This window comes from Sorangium sp. So ce887, from assembly GCF_051521455.1.
In the GTDB taxonomy this organism is placed as follows: domain Bacteria; phylum Myxococcota_A; class Polyangia; order Polyangiales; family Polyangiaceae; genus Sorangium.
In genome coordinates this window covers 3,121,161-3,139,081 of sequence record NZ_CP150354.1, presented here as the reverse complement: position 1 = coordinate 3,139,081, position 17,921 = coordinate 3,121,161, and the positions used below count along the sequence as shown (strand labels likewise).

Below are 17,921 nucleotides of genomic sequence, written 5' to 3'. Positions count from 1 at the left end.
CCGGTTTTGCCTGCGATCCGGTGCTTTTTGTCGCGCGCCAGCGCGGTGAGCGCGCCTTGACCCTCGCGCAGGGGCGCCGGAAGATGGCTGAAACATGCTCATCCTCGGGATCAACGCCTATCACGGTGACGCGTCGGCCGCGCTGCTCGTCGACGGACAGCTCGTCGCGGCGGCGGAGGAGGAGCGGTTCAGCAGGATCAAGCACTGCGCGGGCTTCCCGCGGCTCGCGGTCGAGTACTGCCTCAGCGCCGCCGGCGCGCGGGTCGAGGACATCGATCACATCGCGATCGGGCGCGACACGCGGGCGCACCTCGGCGACAAGCTGCTCTACGCGCTGACGCGGCGCTCGCCGGCCGGGCTCCTCAAGGGCTCGCTCAGCGCGAGCGACCCGAAGGTGCACCTCGGCGCCGCGCTCGGCATCGACCCGAAGCGCATCCGCGCCGAGCCGCACAACGTCGAGCACCACCGCGCGCACCTCGCCTCCGCGTTCTTCCCCTCGGGCTTCGACGAGGCGGCCGTCGTGTCGATCGACGGCTTCGGCGACTTCGTGAGCACGATGTGGGCGCGCGGCCGCGGCAACAAGCTGGAGATCCTCCGGCGCGTCGGCTTCCCCCACTCGCTCGGGCTGTTCTACTCGGGCCTGACGCAGTACCTCGGCTTCCCGAAGTTCGGCGACGAGTACAAGGTCATGGGGCTCGCGGCCTACGGCCAGCCGGAGCTGCTCGACAAGCTCCGGCAGGTGGTGCGCATCAAGGACGGGGCCTTCGAGCTCGGGCTCGAGTACTTCCAGCACCACACGAAGGGCATCTCCATGACCTGGGAGGGCGAGCCCCGCTACGGCGCCATCCACTCCGAGCGCCTGATCGATCTGCTCGGCCCCGCGCGCAGCCCGAAGAGCCAGGTGGAGGACCGCTTCAAGGCGGTCGCCGCCTCGGCGCAGGCGGTGTTCGAGGAGGTCTACTTCGAGCTGCTCGCGACGGCGAAGCACCTCACCGGCTCGCCGCGCCTCGCCCTCGCGGGCGGCTGCGCGTTCAACAGCGTGGCCGCCGGGAAGATCCGGCCGAAGGGGCTGTTCGACGACGTCTTCATCCAGCCCGCGGCCGGCGACGCGGGCACGTCGTTCGGGGCGGCGCTCTACGTCCACCACCACAAGCTCGGCAACCCGCGCGCCTTCCACCAGACGCACAGCTACTTCGGCCCGGCCTTCTCGCAGGAGGCGATCGAGGAGGTGCTCCGCAAGGAGCAGGTCGAGTTCGAGACGCTCCCCGACGAGGACCTGATCCCCCGCGTCGCCAGGGCGATCAGCGAGGGCAAGGTGGTCGGCTGGTTCCAGGGGCGGATGGAGTACGGCCCCCGCGGGCTCGGCAACCGCAGCATCCTCTGCGACCCGCGGCGGCCGGACATGAAGGACATCATGAACGAGCGGATCAAGCGCCGCGAGATGTTCCGCCCGTTCGCGCCGGCGCTCCCGCTGGAGCGCGTGGGCGACTACTTCGAGCAGACCTCGCCGGACCCGTTCATGGTCAAGGTCTACAAGGTCAAGCCCGAGCGCCGCGCCGAGATCCCCGCCGTGATGCACGTCGACGGCACGGGCCGCCCGCAGACGGTCACCGCCCAGGAGAACCCGCGTTACCACGCGCTCCTCCTCGAGTTCGGCCGGCTGACCGGCACGCCGGTCCTCGTGAACACCTCGTTCAACGCGAGCGAGCCGATCGTTTGCACCCCGAAGGAAGCGCTCGACTGCTTCGTCCGGACGAGGATGGATGTGCTCGTCCTCGAGCGGGCCTACGTCGAGCGCGCGCAGACCCCCTAGGCGGGGGCGCGCAGCCCGGCCGTCCACGAAAAGCGACGAAAAGCGCGCCGAAAACGGCCGGGAAGCCTCAGGCGAAAGTTCCTGGTTGACGTGGAGCGAGGGGACGGCAAATGGGCGTCCCCGGCATGTGGAAGAACGGGACGCCGGGCGCCATGCCCACCTCGATGGAATGCCGGAGCAGGAGGCTCCGGCGACCGGAGGTGCTTGGACGCCCAGCCTCGAGCATGATGCCGGCCCGCCGCGCGGAACGCGCGCGGACCTGGTACCCCATGGGCCCACGGCGCGGCATGCGCTCGCGGCCCCTCCTGCGTAAGGGTCCGCACCGCGGCGGCCCAGGCGGTCAAAGAGGATGGATGCGAATCGGATGAAGCTCGTACTCGAAGACGGCACGACCATGACGGGCCGGTGCTTCGGCGCCCCGCGCGCGGTGAGCGGCGAGGTCGTCTTCAACACCGGCATGACGGGGTACGTCGAGACGCTCACGGATCCCTCGTACAGAGGCCAGATCCTCACGATGACGTACCCGCTCGTGGGCAACTACGGCGTGCCCGCGCCGCGGCAGGCAGGCAGCGTCGACGGGCCCTACGAGGCCGACCGCATCCAGCTGCAGGGGCTCGTGGTCCAGAGCTACATGGAGCGCTACAGCCACCATGCCGCGGTCCGCTCCCTCGGCGCCTGGCTCGCGAGCGAGGGCATCCCGGCGATCACGGGGATCGACACGCGCACGCTGACGCGGCGGCTCCGGGAGGCCGGCACCATGAAGGGCTGGCTGTTCCCGGCCGAGATGGACCTGGAGCGGGTGAAGCGCTCGGCCGAGGCGGTGGACATGCGCGAGGACGTGTTCCGCCTCGTGTCGCCCCGCGAGCCGATCACGTACGAGGGCGGCCCCATGAAGGTGCTCCTCATCGACGCGGGCGCGAAGGACAACATCGTCCGCTCGCTCCTCCAGCGCGGGGTCACCGTCGTGCGCGCCCCCTACCACGCGCCCATCGCCGAGCTCGCCGAGAGCGCCGATGGCATCCTCATCGGCAACGGCCCCGGCGACCCGAAGGACCTCGGCCAGCTGGTCGCCGCGGTGCGCGGCCTGCTCGGCACGTACACGAAGCCGATCTTCGGCATCTGCCTCGGCAACCAGATCCTGGCGCTGGCCGCCGGCGGGGACACCTACAAGCTGCCGTACGGCCACCGCGGCGTGAACCAGCCGGTGCAGGACCTCCTGAGCCGCCGCTGTTACGTCACGAGCCAGAACCACGGGTACGCGGTGAAGCACGAGTCGCTCCCCGCCGAGTGGGAGCCCTGGTTCGTCAACATCAACGACGGCACGAACGAGGGCATCCGCTCGCGGCTGCGCCCCTTCTTCAGCGTCCAGTTCCACCCCGAGGCGACGCCCGGGCCAGAGGACGCGGGCTACCTGTTCGACGACTTCCTGCGCCTCTGCGGCGCGATGAAGGGGTCCGCCGACGCGCGATTCAAAGCCGCAGGGGCCGCCGGCGCGGATCCCCGCCCCACCCCCACCGCAGGAAAGAGCTGAGCCATGTACGGCGCCTATCTCCCCAAGAAACCCCGGCGCGTCCTGGTGCTCGGCTCCGGCGCGCTCCAGATCGGTCAGGCCGGCGAGTTCGACTACTCGGGGTCGCAGGCGATCAAGGCCCTCAAGGAAGAGGGGATCGCCACCGTCCTCGTGAACCCCAACATCGCCACCATCCAGACGAGCGAGGGGCTCGCCGACCGCATCCACCTCTGCGCGGTCACCCCGGAGTTCGTCGAGCGGATCATCGTCAAGGAGGAGGTCGACGCGATCGCCCTCTCCTTCGGCGGACAGACGGCGCTCAACTGCGGGCTCGAGCTCCACGACACCGGGATCCTCGACAAGTACGGCGTGCGGGTGCTCGGCACGCCGATCAAGTCCATCCGCGACACCGAGGACCGGCGGCTCTTCATCGATCGCCTCGACGAGATCGGCGTGAAGACGGCCCGGAGCCGCGCCTGCCGCACGCCGGCCGAGGCCGCGGCCGCCGCGCGCGAGATCGGGTTCCCGGTGATGCTCCGCGGCGGCTACGCGCTCGGCGGCAAGGGCAGCGGCATCGTCGAGAGCGAGCGTGACCTCGACGAAGCCGTGCGGCGCGGCTTCGCCGGCGGCGTGCCCCAGGTGCTCGTCGAGGAGTGCCTCCGCGGCTGGAAGGAGATCGAGTACGAGGTCGTCCGCGACGGACGCGACAACTGCATCACCGTCTGCAACATGGAGAACCTCGATCCGATGGGGATCCATACCGGGGAGTCGATCGTCGTCGCCCCGTCGCAGACGCTGAACGACGAGGAGTACCAGCTCCTCCGCTCGGTCGCGCTGAAGACGATCCGCCACCTCGGGATCGTGGGCGAGTGCAACATCCAGTATGCGCTCGACCCGCACAGCACCGATTACCGGGTCATCGAGGTGAACGCGCGCCTCTCCCGGTCGAGCGCCCTCGCCAGCAAGGCGACGGGCTACCCGCTCGCCTATGTCGCCGCGAAGATCGCCATCGGCTACACGATGCCGGAGATCGCCAACGCGATCACCCGCAGGACGACAGCGTTCTTCGAGCCGGCGCTCGATTACCTCGTCTGCAAGGCCCCGCGCTGGGACCTCGGCAAGTTCCGCGGCGCCTCGATGCGGATCGGCAGCGAGATGAAGAGCGTCGGCGAGGTCATGGCCATCGGCAGGACGTTCCCCGAGGTCATCCAGAAGGCGCTCCGGATGCTCGACATCGGGGTGAAGGGGCTCGACCCCGAGGCGTTCACCTTCACGGACCTCCGCGACGAGCTGCAGAACGCGACCCCGCTCCGGATCTTCGCGGTCGCCCGCGCGCTGCAGGAGGGGATGTCGGTCGACGAGATCCACGATCTCACCAAGATCGACCGGTGGTTCCTGCACCAGATCGAGCCCGTCGTGCGGATGCACAAGGACCTCAGGGCGCTCAAGGTCGCCGTCCCGGCGCAGGCCGACAGGGCCGCGCCCGTGCAAGAGCCCGCGATCGACGAGGCGATCCTGCGGGAGGCGAAGCAGCTCGGCTTCAGCGACCGGATGATCGGCACGCTGACGGGCGCGGCGCGCGGCTCGATCCGGGAGCTCAGGAAGCGGCACGGGGTCGTGCCGCACCTCGCCCAGATCGACACGCTCGCGGCCGAGTTCCCCGCCGAGACGAACTACCTCTATTCGAGCTATCACGCGTCGGCCACGGACGTCACGCCGTCCTGGCGGAAGAAGATCATGGTGCTCGGCTCCGGCGCCTACCGCATCGGATCGAGCGTCGAGTTCGACTGGTGCTGCGTCAACGCGATCCGCGCGGCCTCGGAGCTCGGCTACGAGACCATGATGCTGAACTACAACCCGGAGACGGTCAGCACCGACTACGACACGTGCGACAAGCTGGTCTTCGACGAGATCAGCTTCGAGACGGTGCTCGACATCTACGAGCGGGAGCAGCCGTACGGCATCGTGGTCAGCATGGGCGGGCAGGTCCCGAACAACCTGGCGCTCCGGCTGCACGAGGCGGGGGTGCGCATCCTCGGCACGAGCCCGGGGAGCATCGACACCGCCGAGAACCGGAAGAAGTTCAGCGATCTGCTCGACCGGCTGGAGATCGATCAGCCGCGCTGGGCCCACGTCGTCGACGCGGCCGAGGCGGGCGAGATCGTGAAGAAGCTCGGCGGCTTCCCCGTCCTCGTGCGCCCGAGCTACGTGCTGAGCGGCGCGGCCATGAGCGTGGCGCACGAGCCCAACGAGCTCGATCGCATCCTCGCCCGGGCCAAGGCCGTCTCGCCCATCTACCCCGTGGTGGTCTCGAAGTTCGAGACCCACGCCCGCGAGGTGGAGATCGACGCGGTCGCCGACCGGGGGGAGCTCGTCCTCTGGGCGATCAGCGAGCACGTCGAGAACGCCGGCGTCCACAGCGGCGACGCGACGCTCGTGCTGCCCCCGCAGTCGCTCTACATCGCGACGATCCGCAGGATCAAGCAGATCGCCCAGCAGGTGGCGCGGGCGCTCTCGATCACCGGGCCGTTCAACATGCAATTCCTGGCCAAGCACAACACGGTGAAGGTCATCGAGTGCAACCTGCGCGCGTCGCGGAGCTTCCCGTTCGTGTCCAAGGTGACGGGGAACAACTTCGTCCGCGAGGCGATGCGCCGGATGCTCGGCGTGTCGCAGCCGGTCGAGAACCGCGGGCTCGATCTCGATTACGTCGCCGTGAAGGCGCCGATGTTCTCGTTCTCGCGCCTCGTGGGGGCCGATCCGATGCTCGGCGTGGAGATGGCGAGCACCGGCGAGGTCGGCTGCTTCGGGGACGACATGCACGAGGCGCTCCTGCACGCGCTGCTCGCGACCGGCTTCCGGTTCCCCAAGAAGGGCGTCTTGCTGTCGCTCGGCCCGCTCGAGGACAAGTACTGGTTCGCGGACGAGGCGCGCGTCATCGCCGAGCACCTGAAGCTCCCCATCTTCGCGACGCCGGGCACGGCCGAGGCGCTCCGGGCGCTCGGGCTCGCGTGCACGAGCCTCGCGAAGAAGCCGGACGAGGGGGAGACGGCGATGAGCGCGATCGAGCAGGGGAAGGTGGATCTCGTGATCAACATCCCCCGCGAGTACGACCAGCTCGGGCGCCCGGACGGGTACCTGATCCGGCGGCGGGCGGTCGACGCGAACATTCCGCTCATCACGGATCTCCAGCTCGCGCGCGCGGTCATCGGGGCGATGCGCGCGAAGGACATCAAGGATCTGCGGACGCTCGCCTACGACGAGTACATCGCGCGGAGCCCGGTGGCGCTGCGCTGACGGGCAACTCTCGGCACGGGAAGCCTTGCCGAGCTGCCCGGCCCGGGGAGCCCCTGTTCGTCGCGCGGCGCGGGGGCCCCGCCGGACTCGCCTGAGCCATCGATCATCGGGCTCCGCCGGATGATCGATGGCAATCGGGGCTCAGACATCGGCCCTCCCCGCGCCGCGCGACGAACAAGGGGCCCCCCGGGCCTATCGTTTCTGGAGCTCCTCGATACGGCTGGCTCCGAGACGCCTCGGGCTCACCGCTCTGCAGCTCCTCGATACGGCTGGTTCTGAGGCGCCTCGATCCTATCGTTGCCGCGGACTCAAGGTCGAGCGCGAGGGACTCGCCCTCAGTCGCTCGTGACGATGAACCAGCCGTTCACCATGCTGCCGGCGGTCGTCGAGCGCGATCCGAGAATCGTGGTTCCCTCATTGCGGAGGCACATGCCGATATTCCACGAACCCTCGGGCAGCACGGTCGTGCCAGAGACAGAGTAGGTTGTGGGGGTCGGCGTGAAATAGTGGAACGCAAAGCTGCTTCCGAGGAAGTTGACGATCTCGCCGGTGCCGTCACTCCGCTGGTAACAGAGGCCGACCGGGGCGACGAACGGAGCGCTGGACGACCCCAGCCCGAGGATCGCAGAGGCCGATCCGGTCACACGCTGCCTGCCGGTGATGGTCACCGACCCCGGAGGACCGACGAAGACATACGCGGCGCTGCCGCCATCAAAAGAGGGGGCAACATTGCCCGCAATCGCGAACGTCGCGAGCACACCCGACGGACCGGACGGACCCTGCGGGCCCTCCGGACCGCGAGGACCCTGGGGCCCCTCAGGACCCCTCTCGCCAGGTAGACCCGCCGGGCCCATCGGCCCATCGGGCCCAGTAGGGCCCGGCAGCCCCGGCAGCCCCGGCGGCCCCGCAGGACCCCTCTCGCCAGGCAGACCCGCTGGACCCTGGGCCCCAGGAGGCCCCGGCGGCCCCGCGATCCCGCTCGGATTGCCGACCCAGTTGCCGTTCTCGTCGATGATGACCTTGTCGCCGATCTTCACCAGCTTCGGCGTGATCTCACCAACAGCATTGTTCGCGACCATCGCGTACGGAACGCTCCCGATCGACGTGCGAGGCTCCATCTCCCGATCGTTCGCCACCGTGATCCCGAGGTAGCGGACCGAGCCGTCGAAGACCTTCGCGGCCTGCTCCTCGGTGAAATCGAGCACCGTGGAGAAATATCCGTCATCGAAGGAGATCGAGATCGTCTCGCTCCAGAGCGGCGAATCGTCGTCCTCGGGCGCCTCGGCGGCGTAGACGGCGAACGTCACCAGGAGCGCGTCATTGACCGGCTCTCCGTTCGCCGTGAAGAGCCGACCCTGGTGCGTGATCTGCGTCGGCACCGCGGCGGACGCGCCGCGCACGACGCCGACCGAGGCGGCGAGAAGGACACAAATCGCGAGGACACGCCGTCCCATCCCGTTCATGGCAAGCTCCCGTTCGCCCCAACCAGCCCGCCCTGCATGCGGTAGCTCGGCGAGGTCGTCTTTCCCTGATTCTGCGTCGGCTGACCGAGCGTGAAGACCATGCGGTAGCTCGGACTGCTCACGACCTTGCCCGCGCTGACCACATCGCTCGCAGCGATGCCCCGGTCCGCGACCTCGCTCCCCCCCTCCCCGCCCCCGCCGTTCGAAGCCACCTGCGGGCCAGCTCCCGCACCTCCGGCGCCCCCAAACCCCCCGCCGCCAGACCCAGGCCCGGTCACCGTCACATCATCGCTGCCGCAGCTGCAGCCAGGAGACACGGCGAGCGATGCAATAAACAGGCCAAACCGCACAGGAAATTGCCATCGCGCCATCAACGTGTTCCCCTCTGCTTCCGGGGCTTACGATCCGGAACAGCAGGGTACGCGCGAGGCCACCAAGGTTCAATCGAATCCCGAGCCATTGTGAGACATCGCCGCTTTACGTCGGGGTCGACGGAGGCACCACGAGCACGACAGCGCGCCGAAACGCTCACGCCGCAATCACGCCGCAAGAAGATGTCCGAGGCGAGGTGCGCTACGAGAAACATTCGCTCTCCGGCGGAATGCTCTCGCTCCTTCGTTTCCGCTCCTCCGCGTTCGCGCCGCGCAGCCGATCCGGCCGAGAGCCCGCCCACCCCGCGCACCGCTCAGTCCGCGCACCGCTCAGGCCGCCGGCTGCGCTCCAGCGCTGTCCGACGGAGGAGACTCCGCGGAGGGAGCATGCTTTAACTCTGGCCATGGATCTGAAAGTCCTTCTGGCGACCTTCTGGACGGTGTTCCTGGCCGAGCTCGGCGACAAGACGCAGATCGCGGTCTTCACGCTCGGCGCCGCCGGCAAGAGCCGCATATCGGTGTTCGTCGGCGCGTCCGCCGCCCTGGTGCTTAGCACGCTGATCGCCGTCGCGCTGGCCGAGGCGGTCAACTCGCGCATCAACCCGCGCTGGACTCAAGGGCTCGCCGGCGCCCTGCTCATCGTGATGGGCGGCATCTACCTGGTCGGCGCGATCCGCCCGGCCGCGGGATAGCCCGCAGCGCGATCCGCGCCGCTACAGCGCGCCACGAGGCGGGTCCGCGCCGCCGGGCCGGTCGCCCGCGCCGGCCGGAGGGCAGGGCGCCCCGCCGGCGGCGGTGCGCAGCTCCTCCGATACCGCCCCCTGGTTGAACGTCATGAACCACCGGAGCGACCACCAGAGCAGGTTGAACCAGGCCGGCGCAGGCAGCCGGCGCGTCACGCCGACCTCGGCGAGGCCCGCCGTCGCGAAGAAGACCGGCAAGAGCGTGCCGAGATCCGCGCGGTAGTCCATGGCCTCGCGCACATCCGCGTTGATCCCGACGACGGCGTGCGCGACGGCGCGCGCGACGCGCGTCGGGCCAGGGTGGCCCTCGGGCCGCGGCGCGGCGAGCAGGTGGCCGTCGTCGGCGCGCGCCTCGCCGACCAGCTCGGCGAGCCGGGCGCGGAGGCGCTCCGGATCGAGGCCGCCCTCGAGGCGCTCGACGATCACCGAGCCCGTGGCCGGACGGACCGTCACGACCTCGCAGCCAGGATCGGCCGCGAGCTGCGCCGCGACGCCCTCGCACGCGCGACGATGGCCGGCCAGCGCCGGCGCGCGCAGGCGGACGCGCCGCTCCAGGACGTGGGCGACGAGCACCGGCGGCCTCATGACGACGGCTCGCCGTGGAGCACGGAGGCGCCGTTGCTCCTGCGCGCAGCGCGCTCGCCGCGCACCGCACCCCCGGCCTTGTGCCGGACGCGCTCCGCGACCTCGGCCCAGAGATCCTCGGCGTGCTCCCGCTGGCGCTCGACCAAGGCGAGGCCCAGCCTGCCCAGGTGAAGCCCGAGCGCCGCGATCTCGACGACCACCGGCCGGAGATGCTGCTTCTTGCCCATCAGGAGGACGGCGCTGCCGACCCCCAGGGCGAACGACGGTGGATGAAACCTCATGATGCAGTATTCCCCTTGCGCGGACAGGCGGCGCGCGCGGCGCTCACGTCTTCGTCCGCGCGCTCGACGTTGACGGTGTTGACCGGGTTGACGGTGTTGACCGGGTTGACGATCACGATCTCGCGGCCAGCGCCCACAGCGCGCCCGAGAGAACCGCGGAGCAGCGAGGGCAGCGCGCCCGCGGTCACGGCGAGCGCGAGCTCGCCGGCGCGGAGGCGCGGCGACCCGAGCAGCCGGCCGAGGGAGGGAGAGCCGAGCGCGAGCGCCTGGAGCGCGGAGGTCGCGGCAAGCGCGCGCGCCACGTGCGGGTTGTCCCGGCGCGGCAGGGGCCCCGGAGCCCCCTCCACGGCGCCGGCGCGGCAGGCGAGCATGTGGAGCAGCTGCGCGGTCACGAGCGCGGTGAACGCCCTCGACCCCGCAGCGGCGCGGCCGCCGAGCGCGTAGGCAGCGAGCGACGCCCCGGACATCAAGGCCGCGTCGAGGCCCAGCGCGCGGAGGTCGCGCGGGCCGAGCAGCGGCGCGGCAGGGTCGCGCGGGGGGCGCCGCATGACGCCGGGCTCGGCCGGCTCCAGCGCGAGCGCGAGCGCGGGCGCGACGTCGGTGAGGAGGTTGATCCAGAGGAGCTGCAGGGGCGTGAGCGGCGAGACGCCGGCCAGGGCGCCGGCCAGCATCGCGAGGACCTCGCTCGCGTTCGTGGCGACGAAGTACGCGATCGCGCGGCGGACGTTGTCGTGCAGCCGCCGCCCCTCGCAGACCGCCTCGGTGAGGCTCGGCAGGTCGTCCTCGGCGAGGACCACGTCGGCCACCGCCCGCGCGATGTCCGTGCCGCGCTTGCCCATGGCCACGCCGACGTCCGCCGCCTTGAGCGCGGGGCCGTCGTTCACGCCGTCGCCCGTCATGGCCACGATCTCGCCGCGCTGCTGGAGCGCGCGCACGATGTCGAGCTTGGCCTCGGGCGTGACCCGGCTGTGCACGGCGTCGGCCGGGATGCCGAGCTCGACGCCGATCGCGCGCGCGGTCCGCTCCTGATCGCCCGTGAGCATCAGGGTGCGGATGCCCGCGTCGGAGAGGGTCGCGAGCGCCTCCCGCGCGCCGGCGCGCGCCGGGTCGCGGAGCCCGATGAGGCCGGCGAGCTCGAGCGGGGCGTCGTTGTCCGGCCGGCCGTTCCGCCGCCACGCGAGGGCGAGCACGCGCAGGCCGCGCGAGGCCATCGCGTCGTTGTGCCGGAGCACCTCGTCGCGGCCGGCGCCGCGCGGGGCGTCGCAGCGCGAGACGACCTGCTCGGGCGCGCCCTTCACGAGCTCGATGTGCCCGAGCTCCGGGTGGTCGTGGACCGTCACCATGAACGCGCGCTCGGCCGAGCGGCGCTCCTCGCTCACGCGCCGCGCAGCGAGGCGCCGCGACGACACAGGGTAGCCGGCCGCGAGCGCGAACTCGACGAGCGCGCGCTCGGTGCCGCTGCCGTGGACGACCTTGCCGACGTCGCTCAGCTCGACGTCGGCGTTGAGCGCGGCGATGCGCGCGAGCGCGTGCACGCACGGGGCGCTCACGGCGACCTCGCGCCCGTCCTCGCCGACGAGCGTGAGCCCGCGCGGCGACCCCGCGCCGACGCCGCGCTCGCCGCCGCCACCGCGCTCGTCGCGCGCGGCGCGGGCGACGCGCAGGACGCCCTCGCCGGGGAGGAAGATCTCGGCGACCCGCATGCGGTTCTCGGTGAGCGTGCCGGTCTTGTCGGCGCAGACGACGCTCACCGCGCCGAGCGTCTCTGCCGCGGCGAGGCGGCGGATGATGATGCCGCGGCCGCGCAGGCGGCGGCTCGCGAGCGCGAGCGCGGTGGTGCCCACGGCGGGGAACCCCTCGGGGATGGCCGCGACGCCGAGGGCGACGGCGCTCCGCGCGAGCGCGCGGAGCGGCCGACGCCGCGCGAGGCCGACGACCACCACCGCCGAGGAGCTCGCGAGCGCGAAGGCCGCGAGGCGCTGGCCGATCCAGGCGAGCTCCTTCTCGATCGGCGGGGTGCGATCGCCCTCGCGGGAGAGCGCACGCTGGATGTCCCCGAGCGCGGTCCGTCGGCCCGTCGCGACGACCACCGCCGCCCCCTCGCCCGAGGCGACCGTGGTGCCCGCGTACACCATGCCCCGGCGCTCGGCGAGCGGCGCGCCGGCGTCGACCTTGGCGGGGCCCTTCTCGACGGGCTCGCTCTCGCCCGTCAGCGTGCTCTCGTCGACGGTGAGGTCGCGCGAGGCGACGACGCGCGCATCCGCCGCGACCGGCTCGTCGGCGCGCAGCGCGAGCACGTCGCCCGGCACGATCCCCGACGCGGCGAGCCGCTGCTCGCGCCCGTCGCGCACGACGCGCGCCCACCCGACCCTGAGGTCGCCCCAGGCGTGCAGGAGCTCCTCGGCGCGCGACTCGGTGTACGTGCCGATCACCGCGTTCGCGCCGACGACGAGGAGGACGGCGCCCGCGTCGACCACATCGCCAAGCGCGAGCGACAGGCCCGCCGCGCCGAGGAGCAGCGCGGTGGGCACTGTAAAAATCTGCTCAGCGAGGATCTCGATCGACGAGCGGGTCGCGACGCCCGCGAGCTCGTTCGGACCGACGTCGCGGAGGCGGAGCTGGGCCTCGTCAGCGCCGAGCCCCGCGGTCAGGTCGACGCCGAGCGCGCGGGCGACCTCGCTCACGTCCTCGGCGTGGGCTCGGTCGGGGGCGGCGGCGCCCTCGCCGTCTCGCTCGGCCGGCGCGCGCCCGTCTCGCTCGGCCGGCGCGCGCCCGTCTCGCTCGGCCGGCGCGCGCCCGCTGCGACGATCGCGTTCGGCCGGCGCGCCCTCGCGGCGCACGCGGCGGTACGCCCCGCGGACGAGCGAGCTCACCCCCTCGGCCACGGCCAGCGCGGCGCGGCGCGCGGAAGGCGGCAGCGGAGCGCCGACGACCGCGTGGGCGGCGAGCGCGGTGGCGGACGCCTCGGCCGCGTCTTCCCGCACGAGCACGAGCACCCGCCCGGTCCGCGCGCTCGCCCGCGCGGACACGACGCCGGGGATCGCGGCGAGGTCGCGCTCGATGCGCGCGGCGCGCGCAGGATCCCCGAAGAGGCCGCCCACCTCGGCGCGCACCCGCGCGGTCCCGGCGCGCCCGTGCAGATCGCGCCCAGGCGAGCGGCGGAGCCGCCGTGCGCTGCCGCCGCCGCCGCCGCGTCCCCTGCCCGCGCCGGTAAGATCGATCCAGCCCGTGCCCGAACGCCCCATGATCCTCTCCGCGCTGGGCTCGAGACCTCTTCAAAGGTCGAGCCAGCGCCGGTGTGCGAGCCGGCCACATCGCCCGGCCGGGCCGGCGCGGCGGCGCGCAGGCCGCGCGCGGCTTCAGCCGAAGCTGCGCTTGAGCTGCTCGATCTCGCGCTCGATCTCGACCACCGCCGGCGCGCCCCCGACCGCGGCCCGGAGCCCGGCCAGGGCGCCGCCGACGTGGCCCGCGACGCGGATCCGGCCGGTCGCCTCGACCCGCTCGCGGAGCGTCCCGGCGACGCTCCGGAGGGCGCGCTCGTCCGCGGCCAGGGCGAGCCGCTGCTGCGCGTCGGAGAAGGTCGCGGGATCGGCGTTCTCGGCGAGCCACGCCCAGGGCCAGGTCGCGCGGCGGTGGCGCAGGTCCTCGAGCCCCTTCTCGGCGCGGGCCGCGGAGGTGATGCCGCCGAGGTCGTCGAGCATCTGCAGGCCCACGCCGATCTCGCGGCAGCACCGCGCGATGCGCCGCGCGAGCAGCTCCCTCGCGCCCGCAGCGCGGGCCCCGAGGTAGCCGCAAAAGCCCATCAGGCTGCCCGTCTTCAGGCGCGTGATGGTCGCCACCACCCGGGGCACGAGCGGCTGCTCCAGCACCGCGACGCGCACGGTGAGGTCGAGCGCCTGCCCCTCGTGGCAGCGCATGAGGGTGCGGCCGAGGCGGCGGTAGAGCGCGAGCCGGGTCGCGGCGCCGAGGCGCGTGCGGCCGAGCAGGTCGAACGCCCAGAAGTACATCCAGTTGCCCGTGTTGATGGCGAGCGGCACCCCGCACACGCGGTGGAGCGCCGGCGCGCCGCGCCGCGCGGCGGAGTCGTCCTGAACGTCGTCGACGATCAGCGAGCCGGCGTGGAGGATCTCCACGAGCAGCGGCAGCTCGTCGGGCATCCGCGCGGCGTCGCCGCCGCCGAGCGCCCAGCAGAGCGCCACGAGCCGGGCGCGGAAGTCCTTGCCGGGGCGCTGCAAGAAGCCCCGCGCCGGCCCGACCAGCGCCTCGCCCCACAGCTCCTCGGGCAGCGCCGCGGGGAGCGCGCGGAGCGACCGCTGCAAAGCACGGGTCAGGGGCGGCTCGCGCGACGCCTCTCCCCGCGTGGGGCCGTTCACCTGTCGCTCCCCGTCGGGATCTTCGTCGCGCTGGTGGGTTGCAGGAGGAGGGCTCGACCGCGGCTCGCTCATGGATTCATTGCTATCTGGCAGACCGGGTGACACGGAGCCGCGCCCGCCCCGCGCGGAGCACCGCTCGCGTTCCGATGACGACGCGCGCACAGCAGGGTCCCATGATCGCACGCTTGCTTGAAGACAAGATCATCGCCATCACGGGCGCGAGCTCGGGGATCGGACAGGCATCCGCGTTCGTGTTCGACGGCGGGTGGACCGCCTGATGATCGATCGTCGAAGCGTCCCCCTCACGCCTCCGGCGTGAAGGCGCCGAGGCCGCCGAGCGCCGGCAAGCCCCGCGCCCGGCGCCTCACCCCCGCGCTGCGATGGAAGCGAGGAGGGTCTGCAGAGCGCTCGGCTCGATCGGCTTGATGAGGTGCATGGAGAAGCCGGCTTCCTGGGCCCGGCGCCGATCTTCCTCCCGGCCATAGCCGGTCAGCGCGATCATGAGCGAGGGAGACGGGCCTGGGTTTCCCTTCAGAGCACGCGCCACGCCGTATCCATCCATCCCGCCGGGAAGACCGATGTCGCACAGGATGACCTCTGGCAGGAACGAGCGGGCCGCCTCGACGCCGGCGGGCCCGGACAGGGCCACCTCGACCTGATGGCCCTCCATGGCGAGCAGCGCTTGCAAGGTCTCCGCGGCGTCCACGTTGTCCTCGATGATCAGGATGCGCAGCGATCGCGCCACGAGGTCCGACGCCGGCGCGGCGCTCCCGGCCGACGGCGCGCTCCCGCGCTCCAGCGGCAGGCGGAGGACCATCTCCGCGCCATGGCCGATGCCCGCGCTCTCGGCCGAGACCGCGCCGCCGTGCAGCTCGACGAGCCCCTTGACCAGCGCGAGGCCCAGCCCGAGCCCGCCCCGGCTGCGGTCCAGGCTGCGATCGGCCTGGCTGAACGGCACGAAGACGCGCGCCAGCATCGCCGCATCCATGCCGATGCCCGTGTCGCGGACGCGGATCGCGGCGGAGCTCTCGGACGCCGCCGACAGGGTGACCGTCACCCGGCCGCCGGCGTCGGTGAACTTGCTCGCGTTGTGCAGCACGTTGCCGATGGCCTGCGACAGCCGGGTCGGGTCGCCGTGGACCCACAGCGGCGCGGCCGGGATCTCCAGCGAGAGCCCGAGGCCGCTCGCCTCCAGCGTGCTGCGGTAGTCCTCGGCGGTCTGCCGGAGCAGCTGCGTCAGGTCGCAGCGCCGCTTGCGCAGCTCGATCCGGCCGCGGGCCACGCGCGAGACGTCGAGGAGATCGTCCACCAGCCGGGCCATGTGCGAGACCTGCCGATCGAGCACGCCGCACGCCCACGTCTTCGACGGCTGCTGGGGCCCGGACCGCCGCAGGAGCTCGGCGGCATTGCGGAGGGGCCCGAGCGGGTTGCGCAGCTCGTGGGCGAGCATCGCCAGGAACCCGTCCTTGCGCTGGTCCGCCTCCTTCAGCGTCGCCTCGGCGCACTTCTGATCGTGGATATCCGTACACGTGCCATACCACTTCTCGATCTCGCCCGAAGGTCCGCGCACGGGCACCGCGCGGCCCAGGTACCAGCGGTGCTCACGGGCACCGAGGACCCAGAAGCGGTATTCGATCTGGAGCGGCTCGCCGGACAGGACCGAACGACACCAGCTGTCCGTGCACAGCTGGCGATCGTCCGGATGCACGAAGGAGACCCAGCTGTCGCCGGTCGCCTCGCCCTCCTTCACACCGCAGATCTCGTACCACCTGCGGTTGTAGTAATCGATGCTGCCGTCCGGACGCGCCGTCCAGGCGATCTGCGGCATGGCGTCGGCGAGCGACCGGAACTTCGCCTCGCTCTCCCGGAGCGTGTCGCTGACCTGCTTCCTCACGGTGATGTCGTGGGCGACGCTGATGACGAGCCGCCTGCCCGCCGCGTCCTTTCCCAGCGGCGCTCCGCGGAACAGCCACGTGCGTTGCTCGCCGTTCGCCGTGGTGATCGCGGCCTCGAGCTCGCCGCTGGTGGCGCCCTCCAGCGCGTACAGGGCCTTGATCCTCGAGAGGATGGCGTCCTTCTGCGCCGGATGCGCCCTGGCGAGCCATTCCTCGACGGTGGGGATCTCCCGGCTGGCGTAGCCGGCGATGTCCGTCCACGCGCGGTTGACGCAGACGACCTGGCCGTCGTCGGCGTGAATCATGATGGGGAACGGGACCGCCATCACGGCGCGGCGGAATCGCTCCTCGCTCTCCTGCAGCAGGAGCTCTGCATCCTTGCGCTCGGTGATGTCGATGACCGAGCCGACGTAGCCGAGGAACTCGCCGTCCGGGCCGAGCCGCGGCGAGCCCGAGGCGATGCACCAGCGGAACACGCCGTCGTGCCGACGCAGGCGGTAATCCAGCCGGAAGGGCTCGCGCCGCGCCTCCGCCCGCCGGAAGAGCTCCATCGTCGCCGGACGGTCCTCGGGGTGGATCGCGTCGAGCCAGCCGAAGCCGAGGCTGGTCGCCTCGGTCTGGCCCGAGAACTCGGACCACCACCGGTTCCCGTACGTGGCGCGCCCGTCGGGGCCGGTGACCCAGACCATGACGGGCGACTGATCGGCCATGTTGCGGAAGCGCGTCTCGCTCTCCCGGAGGATCAGCTCCGCGAGCTTCCGGCCGGTGATGTCGCCGACCACGCCCGCCATCCGCAGCGGGCGCCCGTCGCGGTCCCGCTGCACCAGCGCTCGGCTGTGGACCCAGCGCACCTGCCCGTCGGCGTGCAGGACGCGGAACTCGACGGAGTAGTCTGCCTCGCCGCGCAGCGCGCTCTCGACGTGCGCCCAGACCCCGGCCCTGTCGTCGGGGTGCAGCATCCGCGTGAAATCGTCCACGGTGCCGCCGAACTGCGCCTCGTGGATGCCCGCGCACTCGAGCGCTTCGCGCGACCAGAAGAGGCGCCCGCTCGGCACATCCCACTCCCAGACGCCGAGCTGGCCCCCCCTCAGGGCCAGCCGCAACCGCTCCTCGCTCTCGCGCAGGCGCGCCTCGCCAGCCTGATCCAGGACGGCCGCCCTCAGGCGCGGCTCGCCCTCGATCTGCCGGCGCGGCGCCCCCTCCCCGCGCGCCGGCTCGTCGATGTCGGTGGCCGTGCCGAGCCAGCGGGCTCCCCCGCCGCCGATGCCCTCGATGGGCTCTGATCGAGCGAGGAACCAGCGATAGGCGCCGTCATGCCGCCGCACGCGGACCTCCAGCTCGAGCGTCGCGCCCCGCTCGATGGCCGCCTTCCACGCGGCGGTGCAGCGCGCCGCATCCTCCGGATGGAGGACGGCGGCCAGCCCGAGGCAGGTCGCCTGCTCCGCCGTCAGGCCGGTGTACTCGCGAAAGCGGCCGTTGACATAGTCGCACGAGCCGTCGCTGCCGGTGGCCCATACCAGCTGCGGGATGCTCTCGGCGAGCAGACGGAACTGCGGATCCATCCCACGCTGCTCGGCTCCACACGGCCTG

General features: G+C 72.1%; 11 protein-coding genes. 4 read left to right on the top strand and 7 right to left on the bottom strand.

Annotated elements, in window-relative coordinates:
• The first annotated feature begins 94 nt into the window (after positions 1 to 94).
• The 3 genes from WMF36_RS11930 to carB all read left to right on the top strand — a co-directional run bounded on the left by WMF36_RS11930 (position 95) and on the right by carB (position 6,620).
• A complete protein-coding gene (locus WMF36_RS11930; protein ID WP_437579720.1) occupies positions 95 to 1,813 on the top strand; it encodes a carbamoyltransferase family protein in 1,719 nt (572 codons plus the stop codon).
• A 364-nt stretch (positions 1,814 to 2,177) separates the two neighbouring features.
• Entirely contained in the window at positions 2,178 to 3,344 is a 1,167-nt protein-coding gene (gene carA, locus WMF36_RS11925) for a glutamine-hydrolyzing carbamoyl-phosphate synthase small subunit (protein WP_437489938.1), read from the top strand.
• 3 nt (positions 3,345 to 3,347) lie between these two features.
• The gene (gene carB, locus WMF36_RS11920; protein WP_437579719.1) at positions 3,348 to 6,620 is read left to right on the top strand and encodes a carbamoyl-phosphate synthase (glutamine-hydrolyzing) large subunit; all 3,273 of its coding nucleotides are present in this window, start codon (positions 3,348 to 3,350) and stop codon (positions 6,618 to 6,620) included.
• Positions 6,621 to 6,955: 335 nt separating this feature from the next.
• On the opposite strand, the gene WMF36_RS11915 is transcribed toward carB, so the two are convergent.
• Together WMF36_RS11915 and WMF36_RS11910 are read right to left on the bottom strand one after the other, a co-directional pair.
• Complete coding sequence (locus WMF36_RS11915; protein ID WP_437579718.1) at positions 6,956 to 8,083, bottom strand: collagen-like protein; 1,128 nt, start codon at positions 8,081 to 8,083, stop codon at positions 6,956 to 6,958.
• Complete coding sequence (locus WMF36_RS11910; protein ID WP_437579717.1) at positions 8,080 to 8,295, bottom strand: hypothetical protein; 216 nt, start codon at positions 8,293 to 8,295, stop codon at positions 8,080 to 8,082. Before WMF36_RS11910 ends, WMF36_RS11915 begins: the two co-directional genes overlap by 4 nt.
• Before the next feature lie 563 nt (positions 8,296 to 8,858).
• Here WMF36_RS11910 and WMF36_RS11905 point away from each other — a divergent pair.
• Positions 8,859 to 9,146 carry a TMEM165/GDT1 family protein gene (locus tag WMF36_RS11905; RefSeq protein WP_437494793.1) on the top strand — a complete coding sequence of 96 codons (288 nt, stop codon included), beginning with the start codon at positions 8,859 to 8,861 and terminating at the stop codon, positions 9,144 to 9,146.
• Between the two features lie 21 nt (positions 9,147 to 9,167).
• Here the strand turns inward: WMF36_RS11905 and WMF36_RS11900 are convergent, their stop codons facing one another.
• The 5 genes from WMF36_RS11900 to WMF36_RS11880 all read right to left on the bottom strand — a co-directional run bounded on the left by WMF36_RS11900 (position 9,168) and on the right by WMF36_RS11880 (position 17,893).
• Positions 9,168 to 9,782, bottom strand: a complete 615-nt coding sequence (locus WMF36_RS11900) for an HMA2 domain-containing protein (protein WP_437579716.1) — start codon at positions 9,780 to 9,782, stop codon at positions 9,168 to 9,170.
• Positions 9,779 to 10,063 carry a hypothetical protein gene (locus tag WMF36_RS11895; RefSeq protein WP_437489933.1) on the bottom strand — a complete coding sequence of 95 codons (285 nt, stop codon included), beginning with the start codon at positions 10,061 to 10,063 and terminating at the stop codon, positions 9,779 to 9,781. Before WMF36_RS11895 ends, WMF36_RS11900 begins: the two co-directional genes overlap by 4 nt.
• Positions 10,060 to 13,308 (bottom strand): cation-translocating P-type ATPase, encoded by a 3,249-nt coding sequence (locus WMF36_RS11890; protein WP_437579715.1) that lies wholly within the window; start codon positions 13,306 to 13,308, stop codon positions 10,060 to 10,062. Before WMF36_RS11890 ends, WMF36_RS11895 begins: the two co-directional genes overlap by 4 nt.
• 114 nt (positions 13,309 to 13,422) lie before the next feature.
• Positions 13,423 to 14,508 (bottom strand): polyprenyl synthetase family protein, encoded by a 1,086-nt coding sequence (locus tag WMF36_RS11885; RefSeq protein WP_437579714.1) that lies wholly within the window; start codon positions 14,506 to 14,508, stop codon positions 13,423 to 13,425.
• Between the two features lie 292 nt (positions 14,509 to 14,800).
• Complete coding sequence (locus WMF36_RS11880) at positions 14,801 to 17,893, bottom strand: hybrid sensor histidine kinase/response regulator (RefSeq protein ID WP_437579713.1); 3,093 nt, start codon at positions 17,891 to 17,893, stop codon at positions 14,801 to 14,803.
• Positions 17,894 to 17,921 lie beyond the last annotated feature (28 nt).